Annotated in this window: 22 protein-coding genes and 5 tRNA genes; all 27 read right to left on the reverse strand. The window is 34.1% G+C overall.

Annotated elements, in window-relative coordinates:
- Nucleotides 1–158 precede the first annotated feature (158 nt).
- Nucleotides 159–1,985, reverse strand: coding sequence for a DUF885 domain-containing protein (locus tag ABNT22_RS14350; protein WP_348714119.1), 1,827 nt, complete (start codon nt 1,983–1,985; stop codon nt 159–161).
- A 222-nt stretch (nt 1,986–2,207) separates the two neighbouring features.
- Nucleotides 2,208–2,624, reverse strand: a complete 417-nt coding sequence (locus ABNT22_RS14355; protein WP_348714118.1) for a hypothetical protein — start codon at nt 2,622–2,624, stop codon at nt 2,208–2,210.
- A 244-nt stretch (nt 2,625–2,868) separates the two neighbouring features.
- Nucleotides 2,869–3,177, reverse strand: a complete 309-nt coding sequence (locus ABNT22_RS14360) for a DUF3467 domain-containing protein (protein WP_348714117.1) — start codon at nt 3,175–3,177, stop codon at nt 2,869–2,871.
- Nucleotides 3,178–3,236: 59 nt separating this feature from the next.
- Nucleotides 3,237–7,511: a DNA-directed RNA polymerase subunit beta' gene (rpoC, locus tag ABNT22_RS14365; protein WP_348714116.1), complete on the reverse strand. Its 4,275-nt coding sequence runs from the start codon at nt 7,509–7,511 to the stop codon at nt 3,237–3,239.
- Nucleotides 7,512–7,610: 99 nt separating this feature from the next.
- Nucleotides 7,611–11,420: a DNA-directed RNA polymerase subunit beta gene (rpoB, locus tag ABNT22_RS14370; protein ID WP_348714115.1), complete on the reverse strand. Its 3,810-nt coding sequence runs from the start codon at nt 11,418–11,420 to the stop codon at nt 7,611–7,613.
- Nucleotides 11,421–11,659: 239 nt separating this feature from the next.
- Nucleotides 11,660–12,034, reverse strand: coding sequence for a 50S ribosomal protein L7/L12 (gene rplL / locus ABNT22_RS14375; RefSeq protein ID WP_299107044.1), 375 nt, complete (start codon nt 12,032–12,034; stop codon nt 11,660–11,662).
- Between the two features lie 50 nt (nt 12,035–12,084).
- The gene (gene rplJ, locus ABNT22_RS14380; protein WP_299107046.1) at nt 12,085–12,600 is read right to left on the reverse strand and encodes a 50S ribosomal protein L10; all 516 of its coding nucleotides are present in this window, start codon (nt 12,598–12,600) and stop codon (nt 12,085–12,087) included.
- 21 nt (nt 12,601–12,621) lie between these two features.
- Entirely contained in the window at nt 12,622–13,314 is a 693-nt protein-coding gene (rplA, locus tag ABNT22_RS14385) for a 50S ribosomal protein L1 (protein ID WP_348714114.1), read from the reverse strand.
- 20 nt (nt 13,315–13,334) lie between these two features.
- Nucleotides 13,335–13,775 carry a 50S ribosomal protein L11 gene (gene rplK, locus ABNT22_RS14390; RefSeq protein WP_086030475.1) on the reverse strand — a complete coding sequence of 147 codons (441 nt, stop codon included), beginning with the start codon at nt 13,773–13,775 and terminating at the stop codon, nt 13,335–13,337.
- Between the two features lie 63 nt (nt 13,776–13,838).
- Complete coding sequence (gene nusG, locus ABNT22_RS14395) at nt 13,839–14,387, reverse strand: transcription termination/antitermination protein NusG (RefSeq protein ID WP_348714165.1); 549 nt, start codon at nt 14,385–14,387, stop codon at nt 13,839–13,841.
- A 2-nt stretch (nt 14,388–14,389) separates the two neighbouring features.
- On the reverse strand, nt 14,390–14,581 hold the full coding sequence (gene secE, locus ABNT22_RS14400; RefSeq protein WP_348714113.1) for a preprotein translocase subunit SecE: 192 nt from the start codon (nt 14,579–14,581) through the stop codon (nt 14,390–14,392).
- Between the two features lie 54 nt (nt 14,582–14,635).
- Nucleotides 14,636–14,708, reverse strand: a tRNA-Trp gene (locus ABNT22_RS14405).
- 61 nt (nt 14,709–14,769) lie between these two features.
- Nucleotides 14,770–15,957 (reverse strand): elongation factor Tu, encoded by a 1,188-nt coding sequence (gene tuf / locus ABNT22_RS14410; protein WP_348714112.1) that lies wholly within the window; start codon nt 15,955–15,957, stop codon nt 14,770–14,772.
- A gap of 77 nt (nt 15,958–16,034) precedes the next feature.
- Nucleotides 16,035–16,107: transfer RNA gene (locus ABNT22_RS14415), tRNA-Thr, on the reverse strand.
- Between the two features lie 11 nt (nt 16,108–16,118).
- Nucleotides 16,119–16,191 (reverse strand) — tRNA-Gly (locus ABNT22_RS14420).
- Between the two features lie 21 nt (nt 16,192–16,212).
- Nucleotides 16,213–16,295 (reverse strand) — tRNA-Tyr (locus ABNT22_RS14425).
- Nucleotides 16,296–16,335: 40 nt separating this feature from the next.
- A tRNA-Thr gene (locus ABNT22_RS14430) sits at nt 16,336–16,409 on the reverse strand.
- 98 nt (nt 16,410–16,507) lie between these two features.
- Entirely contained in the window at nt 16,508–16,816 is a 309-nt protein-coding gene (hpf, locus tag ABNT22_RS14435; protein ID WP_348714111.1) for a ribosome hibernation-promoting factor, HPF/YfiA family, read from the reverse strand.
- Nucleotides 16,817–16,829: 13 nt separating this feature from the next.
- Nucleotides 16,830–17,714: a tyrosine-type recombinase/integrase gene (locus ABNT22_RS14440; RefSeq protein ID WP_348714110.1), complete on the reverse strand. Its 885-nt coding sequence runs from the start codon at nt 17,712–17,714 to the stop codon at nt 16,830–16,832.
- Between the two features lie 90 nt (nt 17,715–17,804).
- Nucleotides 17,805–18,002 (reverse strand): 30S ribosomal protein S21, encoded by a 198-nt coding sequence (gene rpsU, locus ABNT22_RS14445; RefSeq protein ID WP_299107060.1) that lies wholly within the window; start codon nt 18,000–18,002, stop codon nt 17,805–17,807.
- Between the two features lie 128 nt (nt 18,003–18,130).
- Nucleotides 18,131–19,516, reverse strand: coding sequence for an alpha-amylase (locus ABNT22_RS14450; RefSeq protein WP_348714109.1), 1,386 nt, complete (start codon nt 19,514–19,516; stop codon nt 18,131–18,133).
- A gap of 446 nt (nt 19,517–19,962) precedes the next feature.
- Nucleotides 19,963–21,129, reverse strand: coding sequence for an acyl-CoA dehydrogenase family protein (locus tag ABNT22_RS14455; protein WP_348714108.1), 1,167 nt, complete (start codon nt 21,127–21,129; stop codon nt 19,963–19,965).
- 29 nt (nt 21,130–21,158) lie between these two features.
- Entirely contained in the window at nt 21,159–21,881 is a 723-nt protein-coding gene (locus ABNT22_RS14460; RefSeq protein ID WP_348714107.1) for a ComEA family DNA-binding protein, read from the reverse strand.
- Nucleotides 21,882–21,892: 11 nt separating this feature from the next.
- Nucleotides 21,893–23,479, reverse strand: coding sequence for an alanine/glycine:cation symporter family protein (locus ABNT22_RS14465; protein ID WP_348714106.1), 1,587 nt, complete (start codon nt 23,477–23,479; stop codon nt 21,893–21,895).
- 87 nt (nt 23,480–23,566) lie between these two features.
- The gene (locus ABNT22_RS14470) at nt 23,567–24,466 is read right to left on the reverse strand and encodes an SDR family oxidoreductase (protein ID WP_348714105.1); all 900 of its coding nucleotides are present in this window, start codon (nt 24,464–24,466) and stop codon (nt 23,567–23,569) included.
- Complete coding sequence (locus ABNT22_RS14475) at nt 24,466–25,467, reverse strand: potassium channel protein (protein WP_348714104.1); 1,002 nt, start codon at nt 25,465–25,467, stop codon at nt 24,466–24,468. Before ABNT22_RS14475 ends, ABNT22_RS14470 begins: the two co-directional genes overlap by 1 nt.
- On the reverse strand, nt 25,467–25,694 hold the full coding sequence (locus tag ABNT22_RS14480) for a PspC domain-containing protein (RefSeq protein ID WP_348714103.1): 228 nt from the start codon (nt 25,692–25,694) through the stop codon (nt 25,467–25,469). Before ABNT22_RS14480 ends, ABNT22_RS14475 begins: the two co-directional genes overlap by 1 nt.
- Between the last annotated feature and the right edge of the window lie 75 nt (nt 25,695–25,769).

Raw genomic sequence — 25,769 nt, forward strand, 5'->3', positions numbered from 1 at the left:
AACAAAAATAATACCAAATAAAGTGACTCTTTATAGATATCCGTGTCATATGAAATGTAATTAGTTTTCAAATACTATTTATTTGATACATCTAACAATTTATCAAAAAGAAAACCTCGCTAATGCGAGGTTTTTTATTTAAATAGCTCTTTTTATTCTTATTTTTCTGAAGCGATGTATTCATCAACCTTTGCTTCTAAAACATTTAATGGTAATGGACCACTTGTTAATACCACATCATGGAATTTTCTAATATCGAACTTATCTGCTAATGCTTCTTTTGCTTTTTTACGTAGCTCTAATATTTTCAACATTCCAATTTTATATGCTGTAGCTTGACTTGGCATAACAATATGCCTTTCTACCATTTTTATCGCATCTAACTCAGCATTTGGTGTATTATCTGTATAATATTTAATTCCTTCTTCTCTTGTCCATTTTTTAGCGTGAATTCCAGTATCCACTACTAAACGACATGCTCTCCATAATTCCATTGCTAAACGACCAAAATCTGAATAAGGATCAGCATAGAATCCCATTTCTTTTGGAACATATTCAGAGTATAATCCCCATCCTTCAACATAGGCAGTATAGCGTCCGAATTTTCTAAACATTGGTACGTCTTTTAATTCTTGTGCAATTGCTATTTGCATATGGTGTCCTGGGATTCCTTCATGGTATGCCAACGCTTCCATTTGATAAGATGGCATGCTTGCCATATCATACATATTTGCATAGTAAGTTCCAGGTCTTGAACCGTCAATTGCTGGTTGTTGATAAAAAGCTTTTCCTGCTGATTTTTCTCTAAATGGTTCTACAGCCTTTACAATTAAAGCAGCTTTTGGCTTGGTTATAAACAGTTCATCCAAACGAGTTTTCATACTGTCTATCATATGAGTTGCTTTTGCCATGTATTCTTCTCTTCCTTCCTTAGAATCTTCAAAGTAAAATTGCTTATCATTTTTCATAAACTTGAAAAAGTCTTGTAATGTTCCTTCAAAACCAACCTTTTTCATAATGGCACGCATTTCATCATGAATTCTTGCTACTTCTTTTAATCCTATTTCATGAATTTGTGCTGCAGTTAAATCTGTAGTAGTTGTACGCTTCAATGCATTGTTAAAAAATGCCTCTCCTTCAGGTAATTTCCATGCTCCATCATCAGTAGTAGCCACTTTTTCCTGAGCTTCTAAAGTTTCTATTAAACTCGTATAAGCAGGTAAAACCGATGCTAACAATGCTTCTTTAGCTCTATTTATCAAAGATTCTTTTTCTGAATCTTCCATTTCTAATTTTTCAACTTTTGATGTAAAGTCTTTTAATAAAGTACTTTGAGCATTCGATTTATCAAAAGGTACTCCTTTAATAATGTTTCTACTATCGTCTAATACTTTAGCAAATACAAACTTTGGAGGCATAATACCCTTTTCTTGTCTCAATTTTAAATTGTTAACCAATTGATCAAACAACGGTTTCAAGTTTTGTAAACGTGCAATATAATTTTCTGCATCCTTCACATTGGAAACCTGATGCATGTTTATTAAAAATGCAGGAATCTCAGCGTGCATTCCGTGCATTTGATTTACAGGATAGTTATGAAAACGATATTTAAAATCTTCGATTGTATTTTCTAATTGCTGCTTAAATAAATCGTAGCTTAATTTCGTATCTGCATTTAAAGCTTTTACATTCACCGAGTCTTTTAACCACTGTAAAGATTGCTCGGTTAAGGCCAACTCTTTTTTAACAAACTCATCAGATATATCATTCCATTTATCAGCATCCTTTTTAATACCAATATAGGTTTGGTACATTGGATGTCTATTTAAATTCTCTTGGAACTGAGTATCAAAATAAGCGTTTAATTTTTTCGATTCTTGCAATATTGCTTCTTCAGAAATTACTTCCTTGCTTTCTTGTTGCTTACAAGAAGTAAAGAAAGGGGCTACTAAAAGAATAGCAATCGTTATTTTATAAAGTTTCATTGGGTAATAATTTAAAACTGAAAGGTACAGAATTTAGTTCATACTATTTTTTAATTAACATATATGACTTTACATTGTCTTGTTTACTATAAATTCAAAACAAAAAAGATGAACCGTAGCTCATCTTTTTGCTTGTTTTAGTTATTAATTAATTCTTCTCACTCACTCTTACTCAACCACACGATACAATCGAGCGGGAGCGAGGTGAATAAAACTTTAAATTTACTTTTTTCCCTTTATATATTTCAGATAATATAATCCTTGTAAATTATCAGTTCTATAAACATCAAAATCACTTTTTTCTTTACTCCATATCAGTTTATCTCCAATATAAAGTTCTCCTGTCTCGAGAAATCCTATATTATAATTTACTTTTTTAAAATTAAAAGTATATTGTTGACCTACTTTAATATTGACTGCATTCTCATTCTTACAATTCTTTCTATTTGTCTTCCGATTTACTTTATCAACCCATAGTAGATACTTCTTTCCCTTTTCATTAGAACAACTTATCAAATGATGTTTCCCTATATTATCAATACTTTCAATCTTTAAAACTTCAATATCCTGATTGCTTTTATCCTGTCCATAAATATTGGCCACAAAAAACAAAAGCAGTATTAAAACTATTTTTTTCATTTATCTTATTTTTCTTTCCTATTTTCTTTGTCTTTACAGTAAATAACTCTCTACTTTTTCCTGCTCTATTAGTTATAATACGAGTTAATTTTTTTCCATTCCAAGAAACTGACGACTGTATAATTGCCCTAGCCAATCAAAGGATGCAATCTTTCGGGAGGAGATCAACACATAACATTTACTCTAAGATGTCATTTTACAAATAAACAAAAAACCGAAACTAAATCAGTTTCGGTTTTTTGTTTTATGCTTCTCCAGTAGTTCCACCAAAATTCATAGGAATTGGAGGTTGTTCATAGTCTTTAATTTCTCCATGTGCTTGCTCAAACTTTCTTACATTGTCTGCCAATGCTTTCGATAAACGTTTCGCATGCTGTGGTGTTAAAATTATTCTAGATTTTACTTTTGCCTTTGGAACTCCAGGCATAATATTTATAAAATCAACAATAAATTCAGATACCGAATGATTTATAATCGCAAGATTACTGTAAGTTCCTTCTGCAATTTCTTGGTCTAATTCAATATTTAATTGTGGTTCTTTTTTTTCGTCCATTTACAATAAGTTTTAAAAAAGAAAGACCTCTAAAATTTAGAGGTCTTTTCTAATTGAAATTATAAACTGTTTTCAATTTCGTCTTTCGGTCCTACAATTAATTTATCGTAAGATCTCATTCCTGTACCTGCAGGTATACGCTTACCTACAATTACATTTTCTTTTAATCCTTCTAAAGTATCTACCTTACCATTTACGGCAGCTTCATTTAATACTTTAGTAGTTTCCTGGAACGACGCAGCTGAGATAAACGACTTCGTTTGTAATGAAGCTCTTGTAATACCTTGTAATACCTGTTCAGCTGTTGCTGGTTGTGCATCACGAGCGATTACTAAGTTCTTATCTGCTCTACGTAAAATTGAATTTTCGTCTCTTAAATCACGAGCAGATATCATTTGTCCTGCTCTTAAGTTTTCAGAGTCTCCTGCATCTTCAACAACTTTCATTCCGAACATTGCGTCATTTTGCTCAATAAAGTCATTCTTATGAACTAATTGATTCTCTAAGAATAAAGTATCTCCAGAATCAATAATTCTAACTTTACGCATCATTTGACGAACAACAACTTCGAAGTGCTTGTCGTTAATTTTTACCCCTTGTAAACGATATACTTCTTGAATTTCATTTACTAAGTACTCTTGTACTGCAGAAGGTCCTTTAATATTTAAGATATCAACTGGAGTAATTGCTCCATCAGATAAAGGCATACCTGCTTTGATAAAGTCATTCTCTTGAACTAAAATCTGGTTAGATAATTTGATTAAGTACTTATTAACCTCTCCAGTTTTTGATTCTATAATAATCTCACGATTACCACGCTTTATCTTACCAAAAGATACAACACCATCTGTCTTAGCAACTACTGCTGGGTTAGAAGGGTTACGTGCTTCAAACAATTCTGTTACACGAGGTAAACCTCCTGTGATATCCCCTGCTTTACCAGATTTTCTAGGAATCTTAACTAATGTATGACCAGATTCTACTTTGTCTCCATCACTTACCATTAAATGAGCACCTACTGGTAAACTGTATGAACGTAAAGCATTTCCATCTGCATCTTCAATAATTAAAGAAGGAATAATCTTCTTATTCTTAGAATCTGTAATTACTTTCTCTTGGAATCCAGTTTGTTCATCAATTTCAACAGAGAAGTTAATTCCTTGCTCTAAATTGTCAAACTTCACTTTTCCTGAGAACTCAGAAACGATAACTCCGTTAAATGGATCCCACTGACATACAGCTTCTCCTTTCTTAATTTCTTTACGTTCTTTATCGAAAATAATAGATCCGTAAGGAATATTGTTTGTACTTAACGTAATATCTGTTTTCTTATCTAAAATCTTAATTTCAGCTGTACGAGAAATAACGATTTCAACTTCTTCTCCGTTACTATCTTTTCCTTTTACAGTACGTAAATCATCAATAACAACTTTACCGTCAAACTTCGCTATTAATTTATTCTCTTCTGAAATGTTTCCTGCTACCCCTCCTACGTGGAATGTACGTAATGTTAACTGCGTACCTGGCTCTCCAATAGACTGTGCAGCAATCACACCAACAGCTTCTCCGATTTGAACTTTCTTAGCATTCGACATACTTTGTCCGTAACACTTCGCACAAATTCCGCGCTTAGCCTCACATGTTAATGCTGAACGAACTTCTACTCTATCTAATCCTGAAGCTTCAATTACATCTGCTAATTTTGGTGTAATTAACTCTCCTGCTCCTACTAATAATTCATCCGTAGTTGGGTGATATACATCATATAATGCAGAACGTCCTGAAATTCTTTCGCTTAATGGCTCAACGATTTCATCGTTCTTCTTTAATGGTCTTACTTCTAAACCTCTTAATGTACCACAATCTTCTTCGTTTACGATAACATCTTGAGATACATCTACTAAACGACGAGTTAAGTAACCCGCATCCGCCGTTTTTAAAGCTGTATCGGCAAGTCCTTTACGAGCACCGTGCGTAGAGATAAAATATTCTAAAATTGATAACCCTTCTTTAAAGTTAGAAAGAATCGGGTTTTCAATAATTTCTCCACCTCCTGCAGTAGATTTTTTAGGTTTTGCCATTAATCCACGCATACCAGTTAACTGACGAATCTGTTCCTTAGATCCACGAGCCCCAGAATCTAACATCATAAATACCGAGTTAAATCCTTGCTGGTCTTCACGTAAACGTTTCATTGATAATTCAGTTAATCTATTGTTGGTAGATCCCCAAACATCAATTACCTGGTTATAACGCTCTTTTTGCGTTAACATACCCATGTTATAGTTCATAACGATTCCATCCACTTCTTTGTTAGCTTCAGCAATCATTGTATGCTTTTCTTCTGGAATAATGATATCTCCTAATGAGAATGATAATCCTCCTTGGAATGCAAACTTATACCCCATTCCTTTGATAGCATCTAAAAATCTACCTACAGATGGAATGTCAGTTACTTTTAAGATACCTCCAATAATTCCTCTTAACGACTTCTTTGTTAATACCTCATTGATATACCCTGCTTCTTCCGGTACTACTTCGTTGAATAATACTCTACCTACAGTAGTTGGTATAATCTTAGTTACTAACTCTTTATTTTCGTTTAAGTCTTGAGTTCTTACTTTAATTCCTGCATTTAAGTCTACTCTCTCTTCATTGTAAGCAATTGTTACTTCTTCTGGTGAATAGAAAGTTAACCCTTCTCCTTTAATTGGCACTTCTGGTGTAGACTTACGCTCTTTTGTCATATAGTATAAACCTAATACCATATCCTGAGATGGTACCGTAATAGGAGCACCGTTTGCAGGGTTTAAGATATTATGCGAAGCTAACATTAATAACTGCGCTTCTAAGATAGCCTCTGGTCCTAATGGTAAGTGAACCGCCATTTGATCCCCATCGAAATCGGCGTTAAATGCCGTACATACTAATGGGTGTAAACGAATCGCTTTTCCTTCAATTAATTTAGGTTGGAATGCTTGAATACCTAAACGGTGTAAGGTAGGGGCACGGTTTAATAACACCGGGTGTCCTTTAATTACATTTTCTAAGATATCCCAAACAACAGGCTCTTTTCTATCTATAATTTTCTTTGCAGATTTTACTGTCTTAACAATACCTCTTTCGATTAACTTACGAATTACGAAAGGCTTGTATAATTCAGCTGCCATATCTTTTGGCAATCCACATTCATATAACTTTAATTCAGGTCCAACAACAATTACCGAACGTGCAGAATAATCAACACGCTTACCTAATAAGTTCTGACGGAAACGTCCTTGCTTACCTTTTAAACTATCAGATAAAGATTTTAATGGTCTGTTAGATTCCGTTTTTACTGCTGAAGCTTTACGTGTGTTATCGAATAATGAATCTACAGATTCTTGTAACATACGCTTCTCGTTACGTAAAATTACCTCAGGAGCTTTAATCTCCATTAAACGCTTTAAACGGTTGTTACGGATAATAACACGACGGTATAAATCATTTAAATCAGAAGTAGCAAAACGACCACCATCTAATGGTACTAATGGACGTAATTCTGGTGGAATTACCGGAACTACTCTCATTATCATCCATTCAGGTTTGTTCTCTCTATTCTTTTGAGAATCTCTAAATGCTTCAACAACATTTAAACGCTTTAATGCTTCGTTTTTACGTTGTTTAGAAGTTTCAGTATTTGCTTTATGACGTAATTGATAAGATAATTCATCTAAATCAATACGAGCTAATAACTCCTCTAAACACTCAGCTCCCATCTTAGCGATAAACTTATTTGGATCAGAATCGTCTAAATATTGGTTATCTTGTGGAAGTTCATCTGCAATGTCTAAGTATTCTTCTTCAGTTAAGAAATCCATTCTTTGTAATGGTTCTCCTTCTGCATTTTTAGCAATACCTGGTTGAATTACTACGTAACGCTCGTAGTAAATAATCATATCTAACTTCTTAGATGGTAACCCTAATAAGTATCCCATCTTGTTTGGTAAAGATCTGAAATACCAAATATGAGCAACTGGTACTACTAAATTAATATGACCTACTCTATCTCTACGTACCTTTTTCTCAGTAACTTCAACACCACATCGGTCACAAACGATCCCTTTATAACGGATACGCTTATATTTACCACACGCACATTCATAATCCTTTACAGGACCAAAGATACGCTCACAGAATAATCCGTCACGTTCTGGTTTATGTGTACGATAGTTAATTGTTTCTGGTTTTAAAACCTCTCCTTTTGAAGCTTCTAAAATTGCCTCTGGAGAAGATAAACCAATTGTAATTTTGTTAAACTTCTTAACAGTGTATTTTTCGTTTTTTCTTGCCATGATAATGGATTCGAATTATAATTGAAAATAGCCTTTAAAAGACTGCTATTGAAAAAATGATTTGCCTCAGAGTCTAAACTCTGAGACATTTCACTGTGCTTATTCTTCTAATCTAACGTCTAATCCTAAACCTTTCAGTTCGTGCATTAATACGTTAAATGATTCTGGTAAACCTGGTTCTGGCATTGCCTCTCCTTTAACGATAGACTCGTAAGTTTTAGCTCTACCTAATACGTCATCGGACTTAACAGTTAAGATTTCTCTTAAGATACTTGATGCACCATATGCTTCAAGTGCCCATACCTCCATTTCTCCGAAACGCTGACCTCCAAACTGTGCTTTACCTCCTAATGGCTGTTGTGTAATTAACGAGTAAGGACCAATAGAACGCGCGTGCATCTTATCTTCAATCATGTGTCCTAACTTAATCATATAAATTACCCCTACAGTTGCAGGTTGATCAAAACGCTTACCAGTTCCTCCATCATATAAATATGTATGACCATATCTTGGAATTCCAGCCTCATCTGTTAATGCATTAATCTCATCGATATTTGCACCATCAAAAATTGGAGTCGCATACTTCTGATCTAATTTTTGACCTGCCCATCCAAGAACAGTTTCATAAATCTGACCAATGTTCATACGAGAAGGTACCCCTAATGGATTTAATACAATATCTACTGGTGTACCATCTTCTAAGAATGGCATATCTTCTGCACGTACTATCTTGGCAACAATACCTTTGTTTCCGTGACGACCTGCCATCTTATCTCCTACTTTTAATTTACGCTTTTTAGCAATGTAAATCTTAGCAAGCTTTAAAATTCCAGCTGGTAATTCATCACCTACAGATATAGTAAATTTCTCACGACGTAACATACCTTGTAAGTCATTTACTTTAATCTTATAGTTGTGAATTAATTCACCAACCATTTTATTTAATTCTTTATCTGTTGTCCAATTTCCACTTAAGTGTGTATAATCATCGACAGAATTTAACATCTTCTGAGTAAACTTCTTACCTTTTGGTAATACTTCTTCTCCTAAGTCGTTAAAAATTCCTTGAGAAGTTTTTCCGTTTACTAAGAAGAATAACTTTTCGATTAAACGGTCTTTTAAACCTTCAAATCTAGAAGTGTAAGATGCTTCTAAAGTAGCAATAGCTTCTTTATCTCTAGCTCTCTTATTCTTATCCTTTACAGCACGTCTAAATAACTTCTTATCTATTACTACCCCTCTTAATGATGGTGAAGCTTTTAATGATGCATCTTTTACATCACCTGCTTTATCACCAAAGATAGCACGTAATAATTTTTCTTCTGGAGTTGGATCAGATTCTCCTTTTGGTGTAATCTTACCAATTAAGATATCACCAGGCTTCACCTCTGCTCCAATACGAATCATTCCATTTTCATCTAAGTCTTTTGTAGCCTCTTCTGATACATTTGGAATATCATTCGTTAACTCTTCAGCACCTAATTTTGTATCACGAACATCTAATGAATACTCGTCAATGTGAATAGATGTGAAAATATCTTCTCTTACAACTCTTTCAGAAATTACAATCGCATCCTCGAAGTTATACCCTTTCCAAGGCATAAAGGCTACTTTCATATTTCTTCCTAAAGCTAATTCTCCTTTTTGTGTAGCATATCCTTCACAAAGTACTTGTCCTTCTTCAACTCTATCACCAACTCTTACAATTGGTTTTAAGTTAATGTTAGTACCTTGGTTAGTCTTTCTAAACTTAATTAAGTCATACGATTTCTCATCAGTATCAAAGCTTACTAAACGCTCATCATCAGTTCTATCGTACTTAATTGTAATTTTATTAGCATCAACGTATTCTACTACTCCAGCTCCTTCTGCATTTATTAAAATACGAGAATCTTTAGCTACTCTACGCTCTAATCCAGTTCCAACAATCGGTGATTCAGGTCTTAATAATGGCACTGCCTGACGCATCATGTTAGATCCCATTAACGCACGGTTTGCATCATCATGTTCTAAGAACGGAATTAATGATGCAGAAATAGAAGCGATTTGGTTAGGAGCAACGTCCATATAGTTAATTGCTTCAGGAGTTTCCACAGGGAAATCACCTTCTTCACGAGCAATTACTCTATCTGTTCCAAAACTTCCATCTTCGTTGATAGGTAAGTTAGATTGCGCAATCTTCATTCCTTCTTCCTCTTCAGCAGATAAATAGATAGGCTCTTCTGGTGCAACTACTCCGTTATCTACCTTCTTATATGGAGTTTCAATGAATCCCATATTATTTACCTTAGCGAAAACCGCTAAAGATGAGATAAGACCAATGTTCGGTCCTTCAGGTGTTTCAATAGGACATAAACGACCATAGTGTGTATAGTGAACGTCACGAACCTCGAAACCTGCTCTTTCTCTTGATAAACCTCCAGGTCCTAATGCCGATAAACGACGCTTATGAGTAATCTCTGCTAATGGGTTTGTTTGATCCATGAACTGAGATAACTGGTTGGTACCAAAGAATGAATTAATTACAGAAGATAAGGTCTTAGCGTTAATTAAGTCAATCGGTGTAAATACTTCGTTGTCACGAACATTCATTCTTTCACGAATGGTACGTGCCATACGAGCTAAACCAACTCCAAACTGACCTGCTAATTGCTCACCTACAGTTCTAACACGACGGTTAGATAAGTGATCGATATCATCTACTTCAGCCTTTGAATTGATTAACTCAATTAAGTACTTTATAATAGTAATGATATCGTTTTTAGTTAATACCTTTTGATCTAAATCTTCATTTAGATTCAATTTAGTATTCATTCTAAAACGTCCTACTTCTCCTAAACTATAACGTTGCTCTGAGAAGAATAACTTCTCGATGATACCACGTGCAGTTTCCTCATCTGGCGGTTCAGCATTACGTAATTGTCTATATACATGCTCTACTGCCTCCTTTTCAGAGTTTGTAGGATCTTTTTGTAATGTATTATGGATGATAGCATAATCTGCTTGTAAGTTATCTTCTTTATGCAATAAGATAGTCTTAGCGCCAGCTTCGATTATTTCATCAATATGTTCTTTATCTAAAATAGTATCACGGTCGAAGATGATTTCGTTACGCTCAATAGAAACTACTTCTCCTGTATCCTCATCTACGAAATCTTCGTGCCACGTCTTTAATACTCTTGCAGCTAATTTTCGCCCTAATACCTTTTTTAATCCAGCTTTTGAAACTTTAATTTCTTCTGCTAAATCAAAAATTTCTAAAATATCTTTATCTCTTTCAAAACCTATGGCTCTGAATAACGTTGTTACTGGTAATTTTTTCTTTCTATCAATATAGGCATACATTACCTGATTGATATCGGTAGCAAATTCAATCCATGAACCTTTAAAAGGAATTACTCTTGCAGAGTATAACTTGGTTCCGTTAGCGTGGAATGATTGCCCGAAGAATACACCTGGTGAACGGTGTAATTGAGATACAACAACTCTTTCTGCTCCATTAATAATGAAGGTACCAGAGTTTGTCATATATGGAATTGTACCTAAGTATACATCTTGAACAATTGTTTCGAAATCTTCGTGTTCAGGATCGGTACAGTATAATTTTAAACGAGCTTTTAAAGGTACACTATACGTTAACCCACGCTCGATACATTCTTGGATGCTATATCTAGGTGGATCTACAAAATAGTCTAAAAACTCTAATACAAATTGGTTACGTGTATCGGTAATTGGAAAGTTATCCATAAAGGTTTTATACAACCCTTCTTCACCTCGCTCTTCCGCTTTTGTTTGTAACTGGAAAAAGTCTTGGAAAGATTTCACCTGAATATCTAAGAAATCAGGATAATCAGCTCCTAAACGAGAAGATGCAAAGTTAATTCTTTCAGTAGTGTTTATCGTTGCCAAAAGAGATACTATTTTTAAATTAAAAATATTTTTTTTGAAACCTACAGGTTCAATATTGCAATTTTAATTGCTATTACTGATTAAAAATCAGTGCCTTATAATCGATTTACAGTTTCTTTGTAAGATACTATAAAATAACGAACGAATATATACACAAAATGGTTTAGGCCTAGAAACCTAAGTTTCTAATACCTAAACCTTTATTGTTTTTTCCCGATGTTAAACTCGGGATAGTGAGCTTACTTTAATTCTACTTCTGCTCCAGCCTCTTCTAAAGACTTCTTTAATCCTTCAGCTTCATCTTTAGACACAGCCTCTTTTACTGGTGCTGGTGCGCTATCAACGATTGCTTTAGCTTCTTTTAATCCTAATCCAGTTAATTCTTTAACTAACTTTACAACTGCTAATTTAGATCCTCCAGCTGCTTTTAAGATTACGTCGAATTCAGTCTTTTCTTCAGCTGCATCACCACCACCTGCTGCTGGTCCTGCTACTGCTACAGCTGCTGCTGCAGGCTCAATTCCATACTCATCTTTTAAAATATCTGCTAATTCATTAACTTCTTTTACTGTTAAGTTAACTAATTGTTCTGCGAAATCTTTTAAATCTGCCATTTTGATTTGTTTTTAAAAATTTTTATTATTTAGTTTATTAGTGCGCTTAATTATTTTTCCGATAAGGTCTTTAAGATACCTGATAACTTACCTCCACCTGATTGAAGAGCTGAAACAACATTCTTCGCAGGAGATTGTAATAATGTAATGATATCTCCAATAAGTTCTTCACGAGACTTGATGTTAACAAGAGCGTCTAATTGGTCATCCCCAACATAAACTGCCTCCTCTACATAAGCTCCTTTTAATAAAGGCTTATCAGACTTCTTACGGAATTCTTTAATTACTTTAGCAGGAGCATTTCCAGCCTCAGCAATCATTAATGATGTGTTACCTTTTAATACTTCTGGTAACTCACCAAAATCTTTATCAGAAGCTTCCATTGCTTTCTCTAACAATGTATTCTTCACAACAGCCAATTGTACGTTTGCTTTAAAACAAGCTCTACGTAAGTTAGATGTAGTTGTAGCATCTAACCCAGAAATATCTGCTAAATAGATAGTATTAGTATCTGCTAATTGTGCTGTTAAATCTTGAATTACTTGTGATTTTTCTTCTCTAGTCATAATTGAAAAGTTTTAACTGCCTTACGATACAGATTTTACATCTACTGGTACAGAAGGACTCATAGTTGAAGACATGAAAATACTCTTAATATAAGTTCCTTTTGCAGCCGTTGGCTTTAATTTAATAAGTGTTTGAACTAACTCGTTTGCGTTTTCAGCAATCTTATCAGCGTCGAAAGATGCTTTACCAATAGCAGCGTGAACGATACCAGTTTTATCAACTTTAAAGTCAATCTTACCAGCTTTTACTTCAGTTACTGCCTTAGCAACGTCCATAGTTACCGTACCTGTCTTTGGGTTTGGCATTAAACCACGAGGACCTAATACACGTCCTAAAGGACCTAATTTACCCATTACAGATGGCATAGTAATAATAACGTCTACATCTGTCCAACCTCCTTTAATTTTCTGAAGGTATTCATCTAATCCAACATAATCCGCACCAGCTTCTTTAGCTTCTGCTTCTTTATCTGGAGTAACTAATGCTAAAACTTTTACATCTTTACCAGTTCCGTGAGGTAATGTTACAACTCCACGTACCATTTGATTTGCTTTACGAGGATCTACTCCTAAACGTACTGCTAAATCTACAGATGCATCAAATTTTACATTTGTAATTTCTTTTACTAAAGCTGATGCTTCACTTAAATCGTAAACCTTAGAGCTATCAATTTTAGCACGAGCTTCTTTTTGTTTTTTAGTCAATCTTGCCATGTTCTAAATTGCTTTTAAGTTTACTCTGCAGGAGCATCACCTGTTACTGTTAATCCCATAGAGCGAGCTGTACCAGCGATCATTCTCATTGCAGACTCCACTTTGAAGGCATTCATATCTACCATCTTGTCTTCTGCAATTCCACGAATTTGATCCCAAGTAACGCTTGCTACTTTCTTTCTGTTTGGTTCTCCAGAACCTTTCTTAATTTTGGCCGCTTCTAGTAATTGTACTGCAGCTGGTGGTGTTTTTACAACAAACTCGAAAGATTTGTCTGTATAAACGGTAATAACAACTGGTAAAACTTTACCTTGTTTGTCCTGTGTACGAGCATTAAACTGCTTACAGAACTCCATGATGTTAACACCGGCAGCACCTAAAGCGGGTCCAACTGGTGGCGACGGATTCGCAGCACCTCCCCTAACTTGTAGTTTAACTAATTTACTTACTTCTTTTGCCATTGTTTAAAATTTAATAACGTGTTTAAAATTGGAAGCTAAAAACACATTTCTATGGTGTAACAATTAAATTTTCTCTACTTGCATGTAGTTTAACTCTAAAGGTGTCTTTCTTCCAAAAATCTTTACCATTACCTCTAGCTTACGTTTTTCTTCATTTACCTTCTCTATAATACCATCAAATCCATTGAATGGCCCGTCGATTACTTTAATAGTTTCTCCAACTGAGTAAGGTATTACTACATTTTCATCTTTTACAGAAAGCTCATCTACTTTACCTAACATTCGATTTACTTCTGCTTTACGCATTGGTACAGGATCTCCTCCTTTTGTTTCACCTAAAAAACCAATAACTCCTGTTACTGCTTTTATTACGTGAGGAACCTCTCCAGCTAAATTAGCTTCCACCATTACGTAACCTGGAAAATAAACACGTTCTCTGTTTATTTTTTTTCCGTTTCTAATTTGAATAACTTTTTCGGTTGGAACAATCACTTGATTCACAAAGTCCGACAAACCATGACGTGCAATTTCTGTCTCGATATAAGTCTTCACCTTATTCTCTTGACCTCCGATTGCTCTTACTACATACCACTTCATTACCGAATCAGCCATCATTAAAACATTTTAAAGAAGTTATCTAATCCAGTTTGAAAAACTTTATCTATAGCCGCAACTGCTAATGCAAAAATAATTGTAAATGCAGCTACCACTACTGTAGACTTTTGCGCCTCTTCACGAGATATCCAAGTCATATTAGTGTTTAATTCTTCAAAAGAATCCTTGATATATTGTATAAAGTTATTCATGTTCTTATCCTTTTAACGAGTTGCAGTAAAAACAACTACAACTCGCTTTATTTGCACGGGTTGAGAGACTCGAACTCCCGACACCTGGTTTTGGAGACCAGTGCTCTACCAACTGAGCTAAACCCGTATTTCATTTGAAAGGAGTCTCTCTTTTAAAGAGACTCCTTATAATTTATATTAAACTATAATTAGTCTAAAATTTCAGTTACCTGACCAGCTCCTACTGTTCTACCTCCTTCACGGATAGCGAACTGTAAACCAACGTTTAATGCGATTGGTTGGATTAAGTCAACAGTGATTGTTAAGTTATCACCAGGCATTACCATTTCAACACCATCAGGTAAACCAATGTTACCAGTTACGTCAGTTGTACGTACGTAGAACTGTGGACGGTAGTTATTGTGGAATGGAGTGTGACGTCCACCTTCTTCTTTCTTTAAGATATATACCTCAGCTTTAAACTTAGCGTGTGGAGTAATAGAACCTGGCTTACAGATTACCATTCCTCTCTTGATATCAGTCTTGTCAATACCTCTTAATAAGATACCAGCGTTATCTCCAGCTTCTCCTCTATCTAAGATTTGACGGAACATTTCAATACCAGTTACAGTAGAAGTTAACTTCTCCTCACCCATACCGATGATCTCTACAGGATCTCCAGAGTTGATGATACCAGTTTCGATACGTCCAGTTGCTACAGTACCACGACCAGTAATAGAGAATACATCCTCGATTGGCATTAAGAAATCCTTTTCAGTATCTCTTGGTGGCTCTTCAATCCAAGTATCAACAGCTTCCATTAATTCTAAAACTGTATCTACCCACTTTTGCTCTCCGTTTAAAGCACCTAAAGCAGAACCCATTACTACAGGACCATTATCTCCATCATACTCATAGAAAGATAATAAATCTCTAACTTCCATTTCTACTAACTCTAATAACTCCTCATCGTCAACCATATCAACTTTGTTTAAGAAAACAACGATACGTGGAATTCCAACCTGACGACCTAATAAGATGTGCTCACGAGTTTGAGGCATTGGACCATCTGTAGCAGCTACTACTAAGATAGCACCATCCATTTGCGCAGCTCCAGTTACCATGTTCTTTACGTAATCCGCGTGACCAGGACAGTCAACGTGTGCGTAGTGACGGTTAGCTGTTGCGTACTCTACGTGAGAAGAGTTAATTGTAATACCTCTCTCCTTTTCTTCAGGAGCGTTATCAATTTGATCGAAATCTCTTTGCTCAGAATATCCTGCGTCAGCTAATACTTTAGTAATAGCAGCAGTTAATGTAGTCTTACCGTGATCTACGTGACCGATAGTACCAACGTTTAAGTGTGGCTTCGAACGATCATAAGTTGCTTTTGCCATGATTATTAATTTTAATTCTTAGTTAAATATATTTAGTGTTACTTTAAAACTCGTTGTTTAACAAACTCTAAAAATAGAGCCAACAACGGGATTTGAACCCGTGACCTCATCCCTACCAAGGATGCGCTCTACCAACTGAGCTATGTCGGCAACAAATTTAGAGCGGGAGACCGGGTTCGAACCGGCGACATTCAGCTTGGAAGGCTGACGCTCTACCAACTGAGCTACTCCCGCAATAAAAAATTAAAGATTTTGTGGGGAGAGCAGGATTCGAACCTGCGAAGTCGAAAGACAACGGAGTTACAGTCCGTCCCATTTGGCCGCTCTGGAATCTCCCCGATAAAATCTTAATATTTTAATGAACTTTTGTTTTATTTGAGCCGATAGAGGGACTCGAACCCACGACCTGCTGATTACAAATCAGCTGCTCTAGCCAGCTGAGCTATATCGGCTTTTGCCATAAAAAAACAATCCGCTATTTCTAACGGACTGCAAATGTAAAAAGTTATTTCGAATTTCTAAAACTTTTTTTAAATATTTTTTCATGTTTTTATGATACTAAAGAATCTTTCAATTTCTCTTTAGATTTTCTCAACTGTCTTTTTAATGATTCTACAGCTACGCTTACCCCTTCCTCAAAGGTTTTACACTGTTTCTTCACAATAAGTTCACTCCCTGGAATATTAATTTTAACTTCCGTTATTTTATTTTCTTTTTCACTCGTTTTTTGGACTTTTAAAAATACTTCTGCATCTACAATCTTATCATGAAATTTTTCCAACCCGCCAATCTTCTTTTCAATGTAGTCTAATAATTTACGATCTGCGGTAAAGTTAATTGATTGTGTGAATACCTTCATAATTTTACAATTTTTAGGTCGACTCTCTAGGATGAGCCTTGTTATACACTTCTTTTATTTGTTCCAAGCTACTATGTGTGTAAACTTGAGTTGAGGCTAAACTTGAATGCCCTAGTAATTCTTTAACCGTATTGAGAGATGCTCCACCGTTCAATAAATGAGTCGCGAAGGTATGTCGCAACATGTGCGGACTCTTTTTCACCTTCGTTGAAGCCCTACTAAAGTACGAATTTATTATTCGGTAAACAAGTGTTTCATATAGTTTATTTCCTCTTTCTGTAACTAACAATTCATCTATATTCGTATCTATTTGTTTTTTAGACTTTAAATACCTTTTAAGAGTATCTAAAACCATATCTAACAACACCACATACCGTTCTTTATTCCTTTTCCCAACCACCTTAAGAGTCTTATCATTATAATTCACATCCAACTCTTTAATACGAATCAACTCGGCTCTACGTATACCTGTGGTGTACAACAATTCTACAATCAATTTATTCCGAATACCAACAAAATCATTTTCTTCTACCATTTCTTCAAACACTTTCAACACCTCTTCTTCAGAAAAAGGTAACTGAACCTTTGCTTGTACCTTTAATGATTTATGACTTGACAATGGATTTACTTCTATTTCTCCAATTTTTTGCAAAAATTTATAAAACGATTTTAACGAACTCACTTTTCTGTTAATAGACCTATTTGCAACATTAGCATTTACCAATGACACTATCCAATTTCGAATTTGATTATAATGTAACTCTTCAATATCCTCCTGATCAAACTCTTTTACACAAAACCTCTTAAAAGCCATCAAATCTGCTTCATAAGCTTTTATCGTGTGCTTAGAGTATTTCTTCTCTAACGATAGGTAATCAATAAATGCATCTATTAACATTAATTCAAGTATTTTATCAAAAATAAAGTTTTAAAAATAAAAAAACCTGTATTGAAACAATACAGGTTTTAATCTTTATAAGGTTATTGATTAACCTAATTCTTCTTGAGTTCTTAATCTTTGAACGTAAGATGCTTTAATTTTTTGAGCTCTTTTCGCTACAGAAGGCTTTGTAAACTGCTTTCTACCACGTAATTCTCTCATGATCTTAACGTTAGAATATTTACGCTTATAACGCTTTAATGCTCTATCGATATTCTCTCCTTCTTTAACTGGAATGATTAACATGTGTTTGCACCTCCTTTCATTGTAGTCTTCTATATTTTTTAATGTAACATTTAAGTTACTAATTGTTTTTATTTTCGGACTGCAAAGATACATAGAGTTTTTAAATTAACAACACTAAGTTCAAAAAATTATTTTGGTGCCCAAACTGAATAACTCTTAGGTGGTACTTGAATCTTTACCCAGCGTCCTCCTTGGGTTACAGGCTCCCAGTTAGAATGTCCTGTATAATCCTTTATACGAGTATTAGACCAATTGGTTTCTACCCATCTTTCTTGCCAATGATTTGCATTATTAATGTATACAATTAACCCAGCATTGTTATGCCCATTTCTCTTAGCTATATACTCGTCATTGTCAGTATATAATATATTCGTACCTCCTCCCGCAAGATTATTATGAATCCAAATCAAGTTATTCAATCGCTCTTTATTCAACCATTCTTCATAATCTCTATAAAAAATTGTAGGATATCCTTCATGCGTTAATATATAGGCATAGGCCAGCATTTTACCGTGATAAATCTCATTAGTGTCATGATTCGTTACGAAAGTAACCGCTCTCATTGAGTTTCTTTTCCATAACATATCATCATTTAGTTTATTTAAGTTATTTCCATCAAAAGCATCTTTCATTCTATAATAACATGCAAAATCAAAAGCACTTGCTTCCGCTTGTCCAGACCACCAATCTAATGTAGCTGCATTCCCATCCCAGTATTCTCCTACGGTAAACCCTCCAACTTCATTTTTCCAATCTTTTACTACCCAAGGTTCAAATCCTTTAACATAGTCGAAACGCCAACCATCAAAACCAATTACATTCTTATAATACTTTGCAACGGACTCTGGATTTTTCCATAGTTCATTTTGCACTCTAACTTGGTGATGAGACAAATCTGGAAATCCTCCAAACACTCCAGTATCACTTGTAAAGTTATGATTAGGATGAAAATCATTATAGTCTCTAATAAACCTTCCTGATGCTGGTGTAAATTTGGTCCAATAATTTTGATTACTTACTGGGTTAAACTCGCTATCTCCACCACTATTATGATTGATTACAATATCTGCTATAACACTTAATTGAGCATCATGCGCTTCTGTAATTAACCCTTTCAATTCATCTTCTGAACCAAAACGAGTTTCCACACTCCCCATTTGATCATACTTTCCGAAATCGAAATAATCAAAAGGATCATACCCCATTGACATTGCTCCATTTTGTGCCTTGGAAGCTGGTGGTAACCAAATGGCATCGATACCTGCATCACTCCAATCTTGCACCTTATCCTTTACCGTATTCCACCAAGTACCTCCAGCAGGAACATCCCAATAAAAGGCCTGCATCATTACTCCAGAACCTATTGGTTTTAATCCTGCTCTTTCCGATTGAACATAACTTTCTTTTACTTTACTCTCTTTTAACTGTTCTCCTATTTGGTTTTCATTAGAACAACTCAAAAAAACGGTTACCATTGGTACTATATACCAACTCTTTTTTAGAAGGGATCTCATACTTATTTATTTTAAAATTTCTTGAAATTAAAAATAGAAAATGAAACCACGAAATCGATATAGAGACGAAATCGTTTTCGTGTTGAAAACTTATTAATATTTCAATATCAAATGTTTAAAAAATTGTAATTCATAAAAAAACCACTCAAAAATTGAGTGGTTTTTATTTTATATAATTTCTTAAAGAATTAAGCAACTAGCTTATACTCTTTTCTATCGATTACCATTTTTGCGATATGAAAACGTATTTTCGCAAAAAGCTAATCTAGAAAGCTTATGTAGCCGGTTTATACTCTTTTTTATTAATTACCATTTTTGCGATACGAAAACGTATTTTCGCAAAAAGCTAATCTAAAAAGCCTAGGTAGCTGCTTTATACTCTTTTTTATCAATTACCATTTTTGCGATACGAAAACGTATTTTCGCAAAAAGCTAATCTAAAAAGCCTAGGTAGCTGGTTTATACTCTTTTTTATCAATTACCATTTTTGCGATAATCTCTTTCAGGATTTCAGAAGTTCCTCCTCCAATAGGACCCAATCTACTATCTCTTAGTAAACGAGCCATTGGATATTCTTCCATATAACCATATCCTCCTAATAATTGTAATGCATCATAAATAACTTCATCAGCCATTTTCGTAGAAAGTAACTTACTCATACTTGCCTCCTTTACTACATATTGACCGTCATTTAAACGTTTTGTAATAGAGTAATTATATTCCTTACACATATCTACTCTACTCGCCATCTCTGCAACTTTATGACGTAAAGCTTGAAACTTATCTAATGTCTTACCAAAAGCTTCTCTTTCACTCATATACTGTAAAACATAGTCTACAGCATATTCAGCTCTTGCATGAGCATTAACCCCCATTACTAATCGTTCTAAAGCAAAATGCTGCATGATATACGGAAATCCTTTCCCTTCTTCTCCCATTAGATTTTCTGCTGGAATTACCACATTATCAAAAGCTATTTCAGCGGTGTCTGATGCTCTCCAACCTAGCTTATCTAATTTGGTTGAAGATATTCCTGGAGTATCTCTATCTACAATAAAAATACTCATTCCTTTATGTTTATCTTCTGGATTTGTTTTTGCCGCTACTACTAAATAATCGGAATACACTCCATTTGTAATAAACGTTTTAGACCCGTTGATTACATAAGTGTTATCTTTTTTTATTGCTGTAGTTCTCATACCTGCTACATCACTTCCTCCAAAAGGTTCTGTAATACATAAGCATCCTATTTTCTCTCCATCAATACTCGGTGTAAGGTACTCTGCTTTAATTCTATCGTCTCCTTCTTTATTAACATGTGTCATGGCTAAATAAGCATGTGCCCACATGTTGGCAGCAAATCCTCCTGAATTAATTTTTTGTAATTCTTCCAAGAAAATTACAGTGTAAAACAAATCAAGATTCAATCCTCCATATTCTTCAGGTTGATTCAATCCAAAATACCCCATTTCTCCAAACTTCTTCCAAATGAAACGCTCTACAGTTCCATCTTTTTCCCATTTTTCTATATGAGGCACTACTTCTTTCTGTAAAAAATCTCTAAAACTATCACGAAAAGCTTCATGCTCTTCCGTAAAGTACATACTGTTCATCGGTTTGTTGTGAATTTGTTGTTGTTTGTTTATTTGGCTTCCAAATATACTATTATTCTATCGTATTTCTCTAAAGGAAAATCTTTAATATTTCTTAATTCTGATATATCTTGGAGCTCTGCTACTTCATCTCTATATTCAAAAATCTTTTTACAAAGATCGTAATTTATTCCTGGTATTTTTAACACTTCCTTAAATTGAGCCGTGTTAATATTTATTTTTTTAATTATTTGGAAAGATTCTAAATCACTAATCAAATTACTTTGTTCTACAATATCTTGTTGACGAATATTCTTTCCTAAATACTTTTCCTGTTTCTTTCTATTTTTTTCGAGTACCCAATCAGGAAATTTAAAATAAGGAGCAATACGTCTTAATAAGCTATCTGAAATCTTAGTAACTCTTTGAAAATCCCGAGCAGAATTAACATATCTTCCCTTTTTTCTAAACTCTAACAGCCGATCTATCTCTTCTGGTAACATTCCTAGTTTATACCCCTTAAAATCAGAAATAAAATTTGGGTTAAAAGGATAGAGTTTGGGCTTTCTACGTTCAATTTCTAAGAGTTTAAAACTATCTATTTTCTGTTGAAAAGCAATTAATTCTATCGATTCTATTACCTCTTTTTCTGTACCTTGATTAAAACCAATCATCCAGTACGTTACTTGAAGTACTAAGATTATTAATAGCAAAAAGAAAATCCCATTTCTTTGGCGTTTGTTATACCAGAAATGGGATTTAAATATTTTCATGTTATCTTTTCTTAGCTTTTTATAGCCTCAAGATAACGTTTTAATTGCTTTTTAACAACAGGCATTAAGAAATATAGTCCTATCATGTTAGGGAATACCATTGCAAAAATCATTGCATCTGAGAACGCCCAAATAGAATTCATACTTGCTGCTGCACCAATCACAACAAAAGTTAAAAATAATAACTTATAAGTTAAATCTGCTTTTTTACCTCTACCAAATAAGAATTTCCAAGATTGTAATCCATAATAAGACCAAGAAATCATTGTAGAAACTGCAAACAATACTACTGCAATTGTTAAGAACACATTTGAATAAGGAATGTACTGTGCAAATGCTTTTGATGTAATCCCCGCTCCTTCGTACGCTACACCATCAATAAATACAGATCCTGATCCATCTCCTCCATATTCAAATGCTCCTCCGAAGTTAAAAATGATTATTACTAAAGCTGTCATTGTACAAATTAATACTGTATCAATAAATGGTTCTAATAATGCCACCAAACCTTCAGAAGCAGAATACTTGGTTTTTACAGCAGAGTGTGCAATAGAAGCTGAACCTGCTCCTGCTTCGTTAGAAAACGCCGCTCTTTTAAATCCAACTAGTAATACTCCTATAATACCTCCAACTCCAATTGCTGTTGGATTAAATGCTTCACTAATAATTAATCCGATAGCATCATCAACTAAAGAGAAATTAGCTCCCAAAATATAAATACATGCTAATAAGTACATCAATGCCATAAATGGAACGACCTTTTCAGTTACCGTAGCAATTCTTTTGATACCTCCAATGATAATAATACCTACTACAATTGCTAACACAATACCAATCATTGCACCAGCTCCAGCACTCTCTAAACCTAACAATTCTTTAATTACAATAGTTGCTTGGTTAGACTGTGCAGCATTACCACCTCCAAAAGATCCTCCAATACAGAAAATTGCAAAAAACACTGCTGCAATTTTTCCTAACATTTCAAATCCTCTTTCTTTTAAACCTTTAGATAAATAGTACATTGGTCCTCCGTACACAGTTCCATCTTCTCCCACATCTCTATACTGAACTCCTAAAGTACATTCAACAAATTTTGTTGACATCCCTAACAAACCACAAACGATCATCCAAAAAGTTGCTCCCGGCCCTCCTAAAGCAATTGCTAAAGCAACTCCTGCAATGTTCCCGTTTCCTACGGTTCCTGAAACTGCTGTTGCCAATGCTTGGAAGTGAGACACTTCTCCTTCTTGACTTTCATCTCTAATTGTTTCAATTGAATCTCCCCCAGGAGTAACATCTCCATAAGCTGGTTCAACTACTGCATGATCAACATTGTCATACTTTCCTCTTACTACATTAATAGCTGTAAAAAAGTGACGTACATTAGGAAAACCGAAGTATATGGTAAAGAAAGCGGCACTCGCTACTAATAAAATCAATACGAATGGAGTTCCGAAAACTTGAAAGAAAATTACATTACTAAAGAAATCTGAAATTGGTTTAAATCCTTCATCAATTTGTTGATCTAAACCTTTTTCTTGTGCGAAGGTTAACATCGGTGCTATTAAAAATAACAACGTTAGAAGTCTTTTCTTCATGATATATGTGTTGGTTTTTTGAATTAGTAGCCCGCAATATCTTAAAAAAATGCACTTTCGACAAGTTTTCGTTGTTAAATATAAATTTTAGCCCAACTTTTCTTTAAATCTTTGTAAATCTTGTTTAAATGTTTTGGGATACAAACCTAAAACCTTATTTGTTTTGGTTAAATCGAAACCTGTTTTTGCTGGTCTTTTAGCTCTTTGGCTTAGTACCTTAGAAGAAATTGGTTTGAGTAAATTTTTATCTAAACTAAAGGTTACTGCTATTTGTTCTGCAATCTCAAACACACTCAATAACTGGCTTGATGAGACATTAAAAACACCTATAGTCTTTTTATCCATAGCTAACTTACATGCCAATGCTAAATCCTCCACATAGGTTGGCATTCGAAATTGATCATCAACTATTGTTAATTCTTTTCCTTCTTCTAAAGATTTTTTCACCCATAGAACTATGTTATTTCTAGACATATCAAATACTTGCCCATAAACTAAAATAGTTCTTAGAATGGTATAGTCTATTTGTGTTTGCACTAAAATTTCTTCAGACTTCAGCTTTGACATACCATAATAACTTAACGGATTTGTCTTATCTGTTTCTTTATATGGTCCGTTTTCTCCATCAAAAATAAAGTCGGTAGATAAATGAATTAAGTGTGTATTGTTTTTTTGAGAATATTCCTTTAAATATTCAACAACTTCTATATTGAGTTTATCACAAGCTTCCTTGTTATCTTCACAAGCATCTACATTAGTCATTGCCGCTGTATTCACAATCACATCAGGATTAACTTTATTTAATTCTGATAACAATTTTTCTTTATGGGTAATATCCATGGAAACATATTCAAAATCATCTCTTCCACTTCTATTCTCTCCTCTTGAGATTCCCATTACTCTATACCTATCTTTCTCTTGTAATAATAAATTTACTAAGGTTTGTCCTAGTAAACCATTACTACCAGTAATAACCACTTTCCTCATTAAAACAATTCTCTTAATTTAGTAATTTGTTCAGGACGTCCTAACACAATTAAATTTGACCCTGCTTCTAGCTTAAGTGATGCTTCCGGATTTATGATATATTCTTTTTCTGGAGTTCTATACCCAATAACTGTGCATCCAGTCTTTTTACGTAAATCTAAATCTAAAATAGTTCTATCTACATATTTAGAAGGTAAATCATCAATCGCAACTTCTTCTAAATTTGCAGTAGTATCTCCTTCAATAGTTAATCGATCTACAAACTCAATAACATCTGGGGTTATTACTAAAGTAGCCATATGTGCACCACCCAATTTATCAGGCATAATTACATTATCGGCCCCAGCAATTTTCAATTTACTATAAGATGTTTCTTTAGATGCTCTACTTATTATTTTACACTTCTTATTTAATTGATTTGCTGTTAATACTACAAATAAGTTATCAGCATCTGACGGCAATGCAGTAATTAAATAATTTGCATTTAAAATCCCTGCTTTTATTAAAGTTTCATCGGTTGTAGCATCACCTTCAATATTTAATATTCCTTCAGCATCAAGCCTTTTAATAAGCTCTTTATCTTTTTCAACAACCACAAAATCTTTCTTATAGCTTTTCAATTTTGCAATTGCCTGTCTACCATTTCTACCATAACCACAAACAATGGTATGTCCATTTAACTTGTCTATCATCCTTTGCACTTTTTTTATTTTTAATTGCTGAAAAAACTGACCACTTATTAAGTATTCTGAAAATGACGATACTGCATATCCGAAGATAAATAAACTAGATAATATCAAGCCTATTGTAAAAACCTTTTCTCCTGTTCCAAACGGATGTACTTCACCAAAACCAATTGTTGTAATGGTGATAACCGTCATATAAAGCGCATCAATAAATGAATAGTCAAATAACAATGCATATCCAGAAACCCCAATTAGTAAAACTAATGAAGAAAAGAAAATAGCTTTATATAATCTTGATTGAAAAACTTTATTCATTATAGATCAAAAACAGAAGTACGTTTGGTATAAATCATATCTTTTAATCGTAATAAGAAAGCCAATGTCAAATACAACCCAAACGACAAACCTACTGTTACGAAAGATATGTAAATAAAAAACAATCTTACATTCGTAGCTCTCATACCCAAACGATCAGCAAAACGAGAGGATACATTAAAACCGTGACGTTCAAAAAAATGGCGAACCGAGTTAATAAAATTCATATCAAACTTCCTTTTAAATGCAAGATACTATTTTTGATTGAGTTCTTTATATCTTCTATAAAAATACATTTGGTT

The sequence above is a fragment of the Tenacibaculum sp. 190130A14a genome, from assembly GCF_964048965.1.
GTDB lineage: Bacteria > Bacteroidota > Bacteroidia > Flavobacteriales > Flavobacteriaceae > Polaribacter > Polaribacter polynesiense.

What these genes read in the sequence shown, in the direction of transcription:
- ABNT22_RS14350 (WP_348714119.1), bottom strand. Translation starts at nt 1,985, where the DNA reads ATGAAACTTTATAAAATAACGATTGCTATTCTTTTAGTAGCCCCTTTC.
- ABNT22_RS14355 (WP_348714118.1), bottom strand. Translation starts at nt 2,624, where the DNA reads ATGAAAAAAATAGTTTTAATACTGCTTTTGTTTTTTGTGGCCAATATT.
- ABNT22_RS14360 (WP_348714117.1), bottom strand. Translation starts at nt 3,177, where the DNA reads ATGGACGAAAAAAAAGAACCACAATTAAATATTGAATTAGACCAAGAA.
- rpoC (WP_348714116.1), bottom strand. Translation starts at nt 7,511, where the DNA reads ATGGCAAGAAAAAACGAAAAATACACTGTTAAGAAGTTTAACAAAATT.
- rplL (WP_299107044.1), bottom strand. Translation starts at nt 12,034, where the DNA reads ATGGCAGATTTAAAAGATTTCGCAGAACAATTAGTTAACTTAACAGTA.
- rplJ (WP_299107046.1), bottom strand. Translation starts at nt 12,600, where the DNA reads ATGACTAGAGAAGAAAAATCACAAGTAATTCAAGATTTAACAGCACAA.
- rplA (WP_348714114.1), bottom strand. Translation starts at nt 13,314, where the DNA reads ATGGCAAGATTGACTAAAAAACAAAAAGAAGCTCGTGCTAAAATTGAT.
- rplK (WP_086030475.1), bottom strand. Translation starts at nt 13,775, where the DNA reads ATGGCAAAAGAAGTAAGTAAATTAGTTAAACTACAAGTTAGGGGAGGT.
- nusG (WP_348714165.1), bottom strand. Translation starts at nt 14,387, where the DNA reads ATGGCTGATTCGGTAATGAAGTGGTATGTAGTAAGAGCAATCGGAGGT.
- secE (WP_348714113.1), bottom strand. Translation starts at nt 14,581, where the DNA reads ATGAATAACTTTATACAATATATCAAGGATTCTTTTGAAGAATTAAAC.
- tuf (WP_348714112.1), bottom strand. Translation starts at nt 15,957, where the DNA reads ATGGCAAAAGCAACTTATGATCGTTCGAAGCCACACTTAAACGTTGGT.
- hpf (WP_348714111.1), bottom strand. Translation starts at nt 16,816, where the DNA reads ATGAAGGTATTCACACAATCAATTAACTTTACCGCAGATCGTAAATTA.
- ABNT22_RS14440 (WP_348714110.1), bottom strand. Translation starts at nt 17,714, where the DNA reads ATGTTAATAGATGCATTTATTGATTACCTATCGTTAGAGAAGAAATAC.
- rpsU (WP_299107060.1), bottom strand. Translation starts at nt 18,002, where the DNA reads ATGTTAATCATTCCAGTTAAAGAAGGAGAGAATATCGATAGAGCATTA.
- ABNT22_RS14450 (WP_348714109.1), bottom strand. Translation starts at nt 19,516, where the DNA reads ATGAGATCCCTTCTAAAAAAGAGTTGGTATATAGTACCAATGGTAACC.
- ABNT22_RS14455 (WP_348714108.1), bottom strand. Translation starts at nt 21,129, where the DNA reads ATGAACAGTATGTACTTTACGGAAGAGCATGAAGCTTTTCGTGATAGT.
- ABNT22_RS14460 (WP_348714107.1), bottom strand. Translation starts at nt 21,881, where the DNA reads ATGAAAATATTTAAATCCCATTTCTGGTATAACAAACGCCAAAGAAAT.
- ABNT22_RS14465 (WP_348714106.1), bottom strand. Translation starts at nt 23,479, where the DNA reads ATGAAGAAAAGACTTCTAACGTTGTTATTTTTAATAGCACCGATGTTA.
- ABNT22_RS14470 (WP_348714105.1), bottom strand. Translation starts at nt 24,466, where the DNA reads ATGAGGAAAGTGGTTATTACTGGTAGTAATGGTTTACTAGGACAAACC.
- ABNT22_RS14475 (WP_348714104.1), bottom strand. Translation starts at nt 25,467, where the DNA reads ATGAATAAAGTTTTTCAATCAAGATTATATAAAGCTATTTTCTTTTCT.
- ABNT22_RS14480 (WP_348714103.1), bottom strand. Translation starts at nt 25,694, where the DNA reads ATGAATTTTATTAACTCGGTTCGCCATTTTTTTGAACGTCACGGTTTT.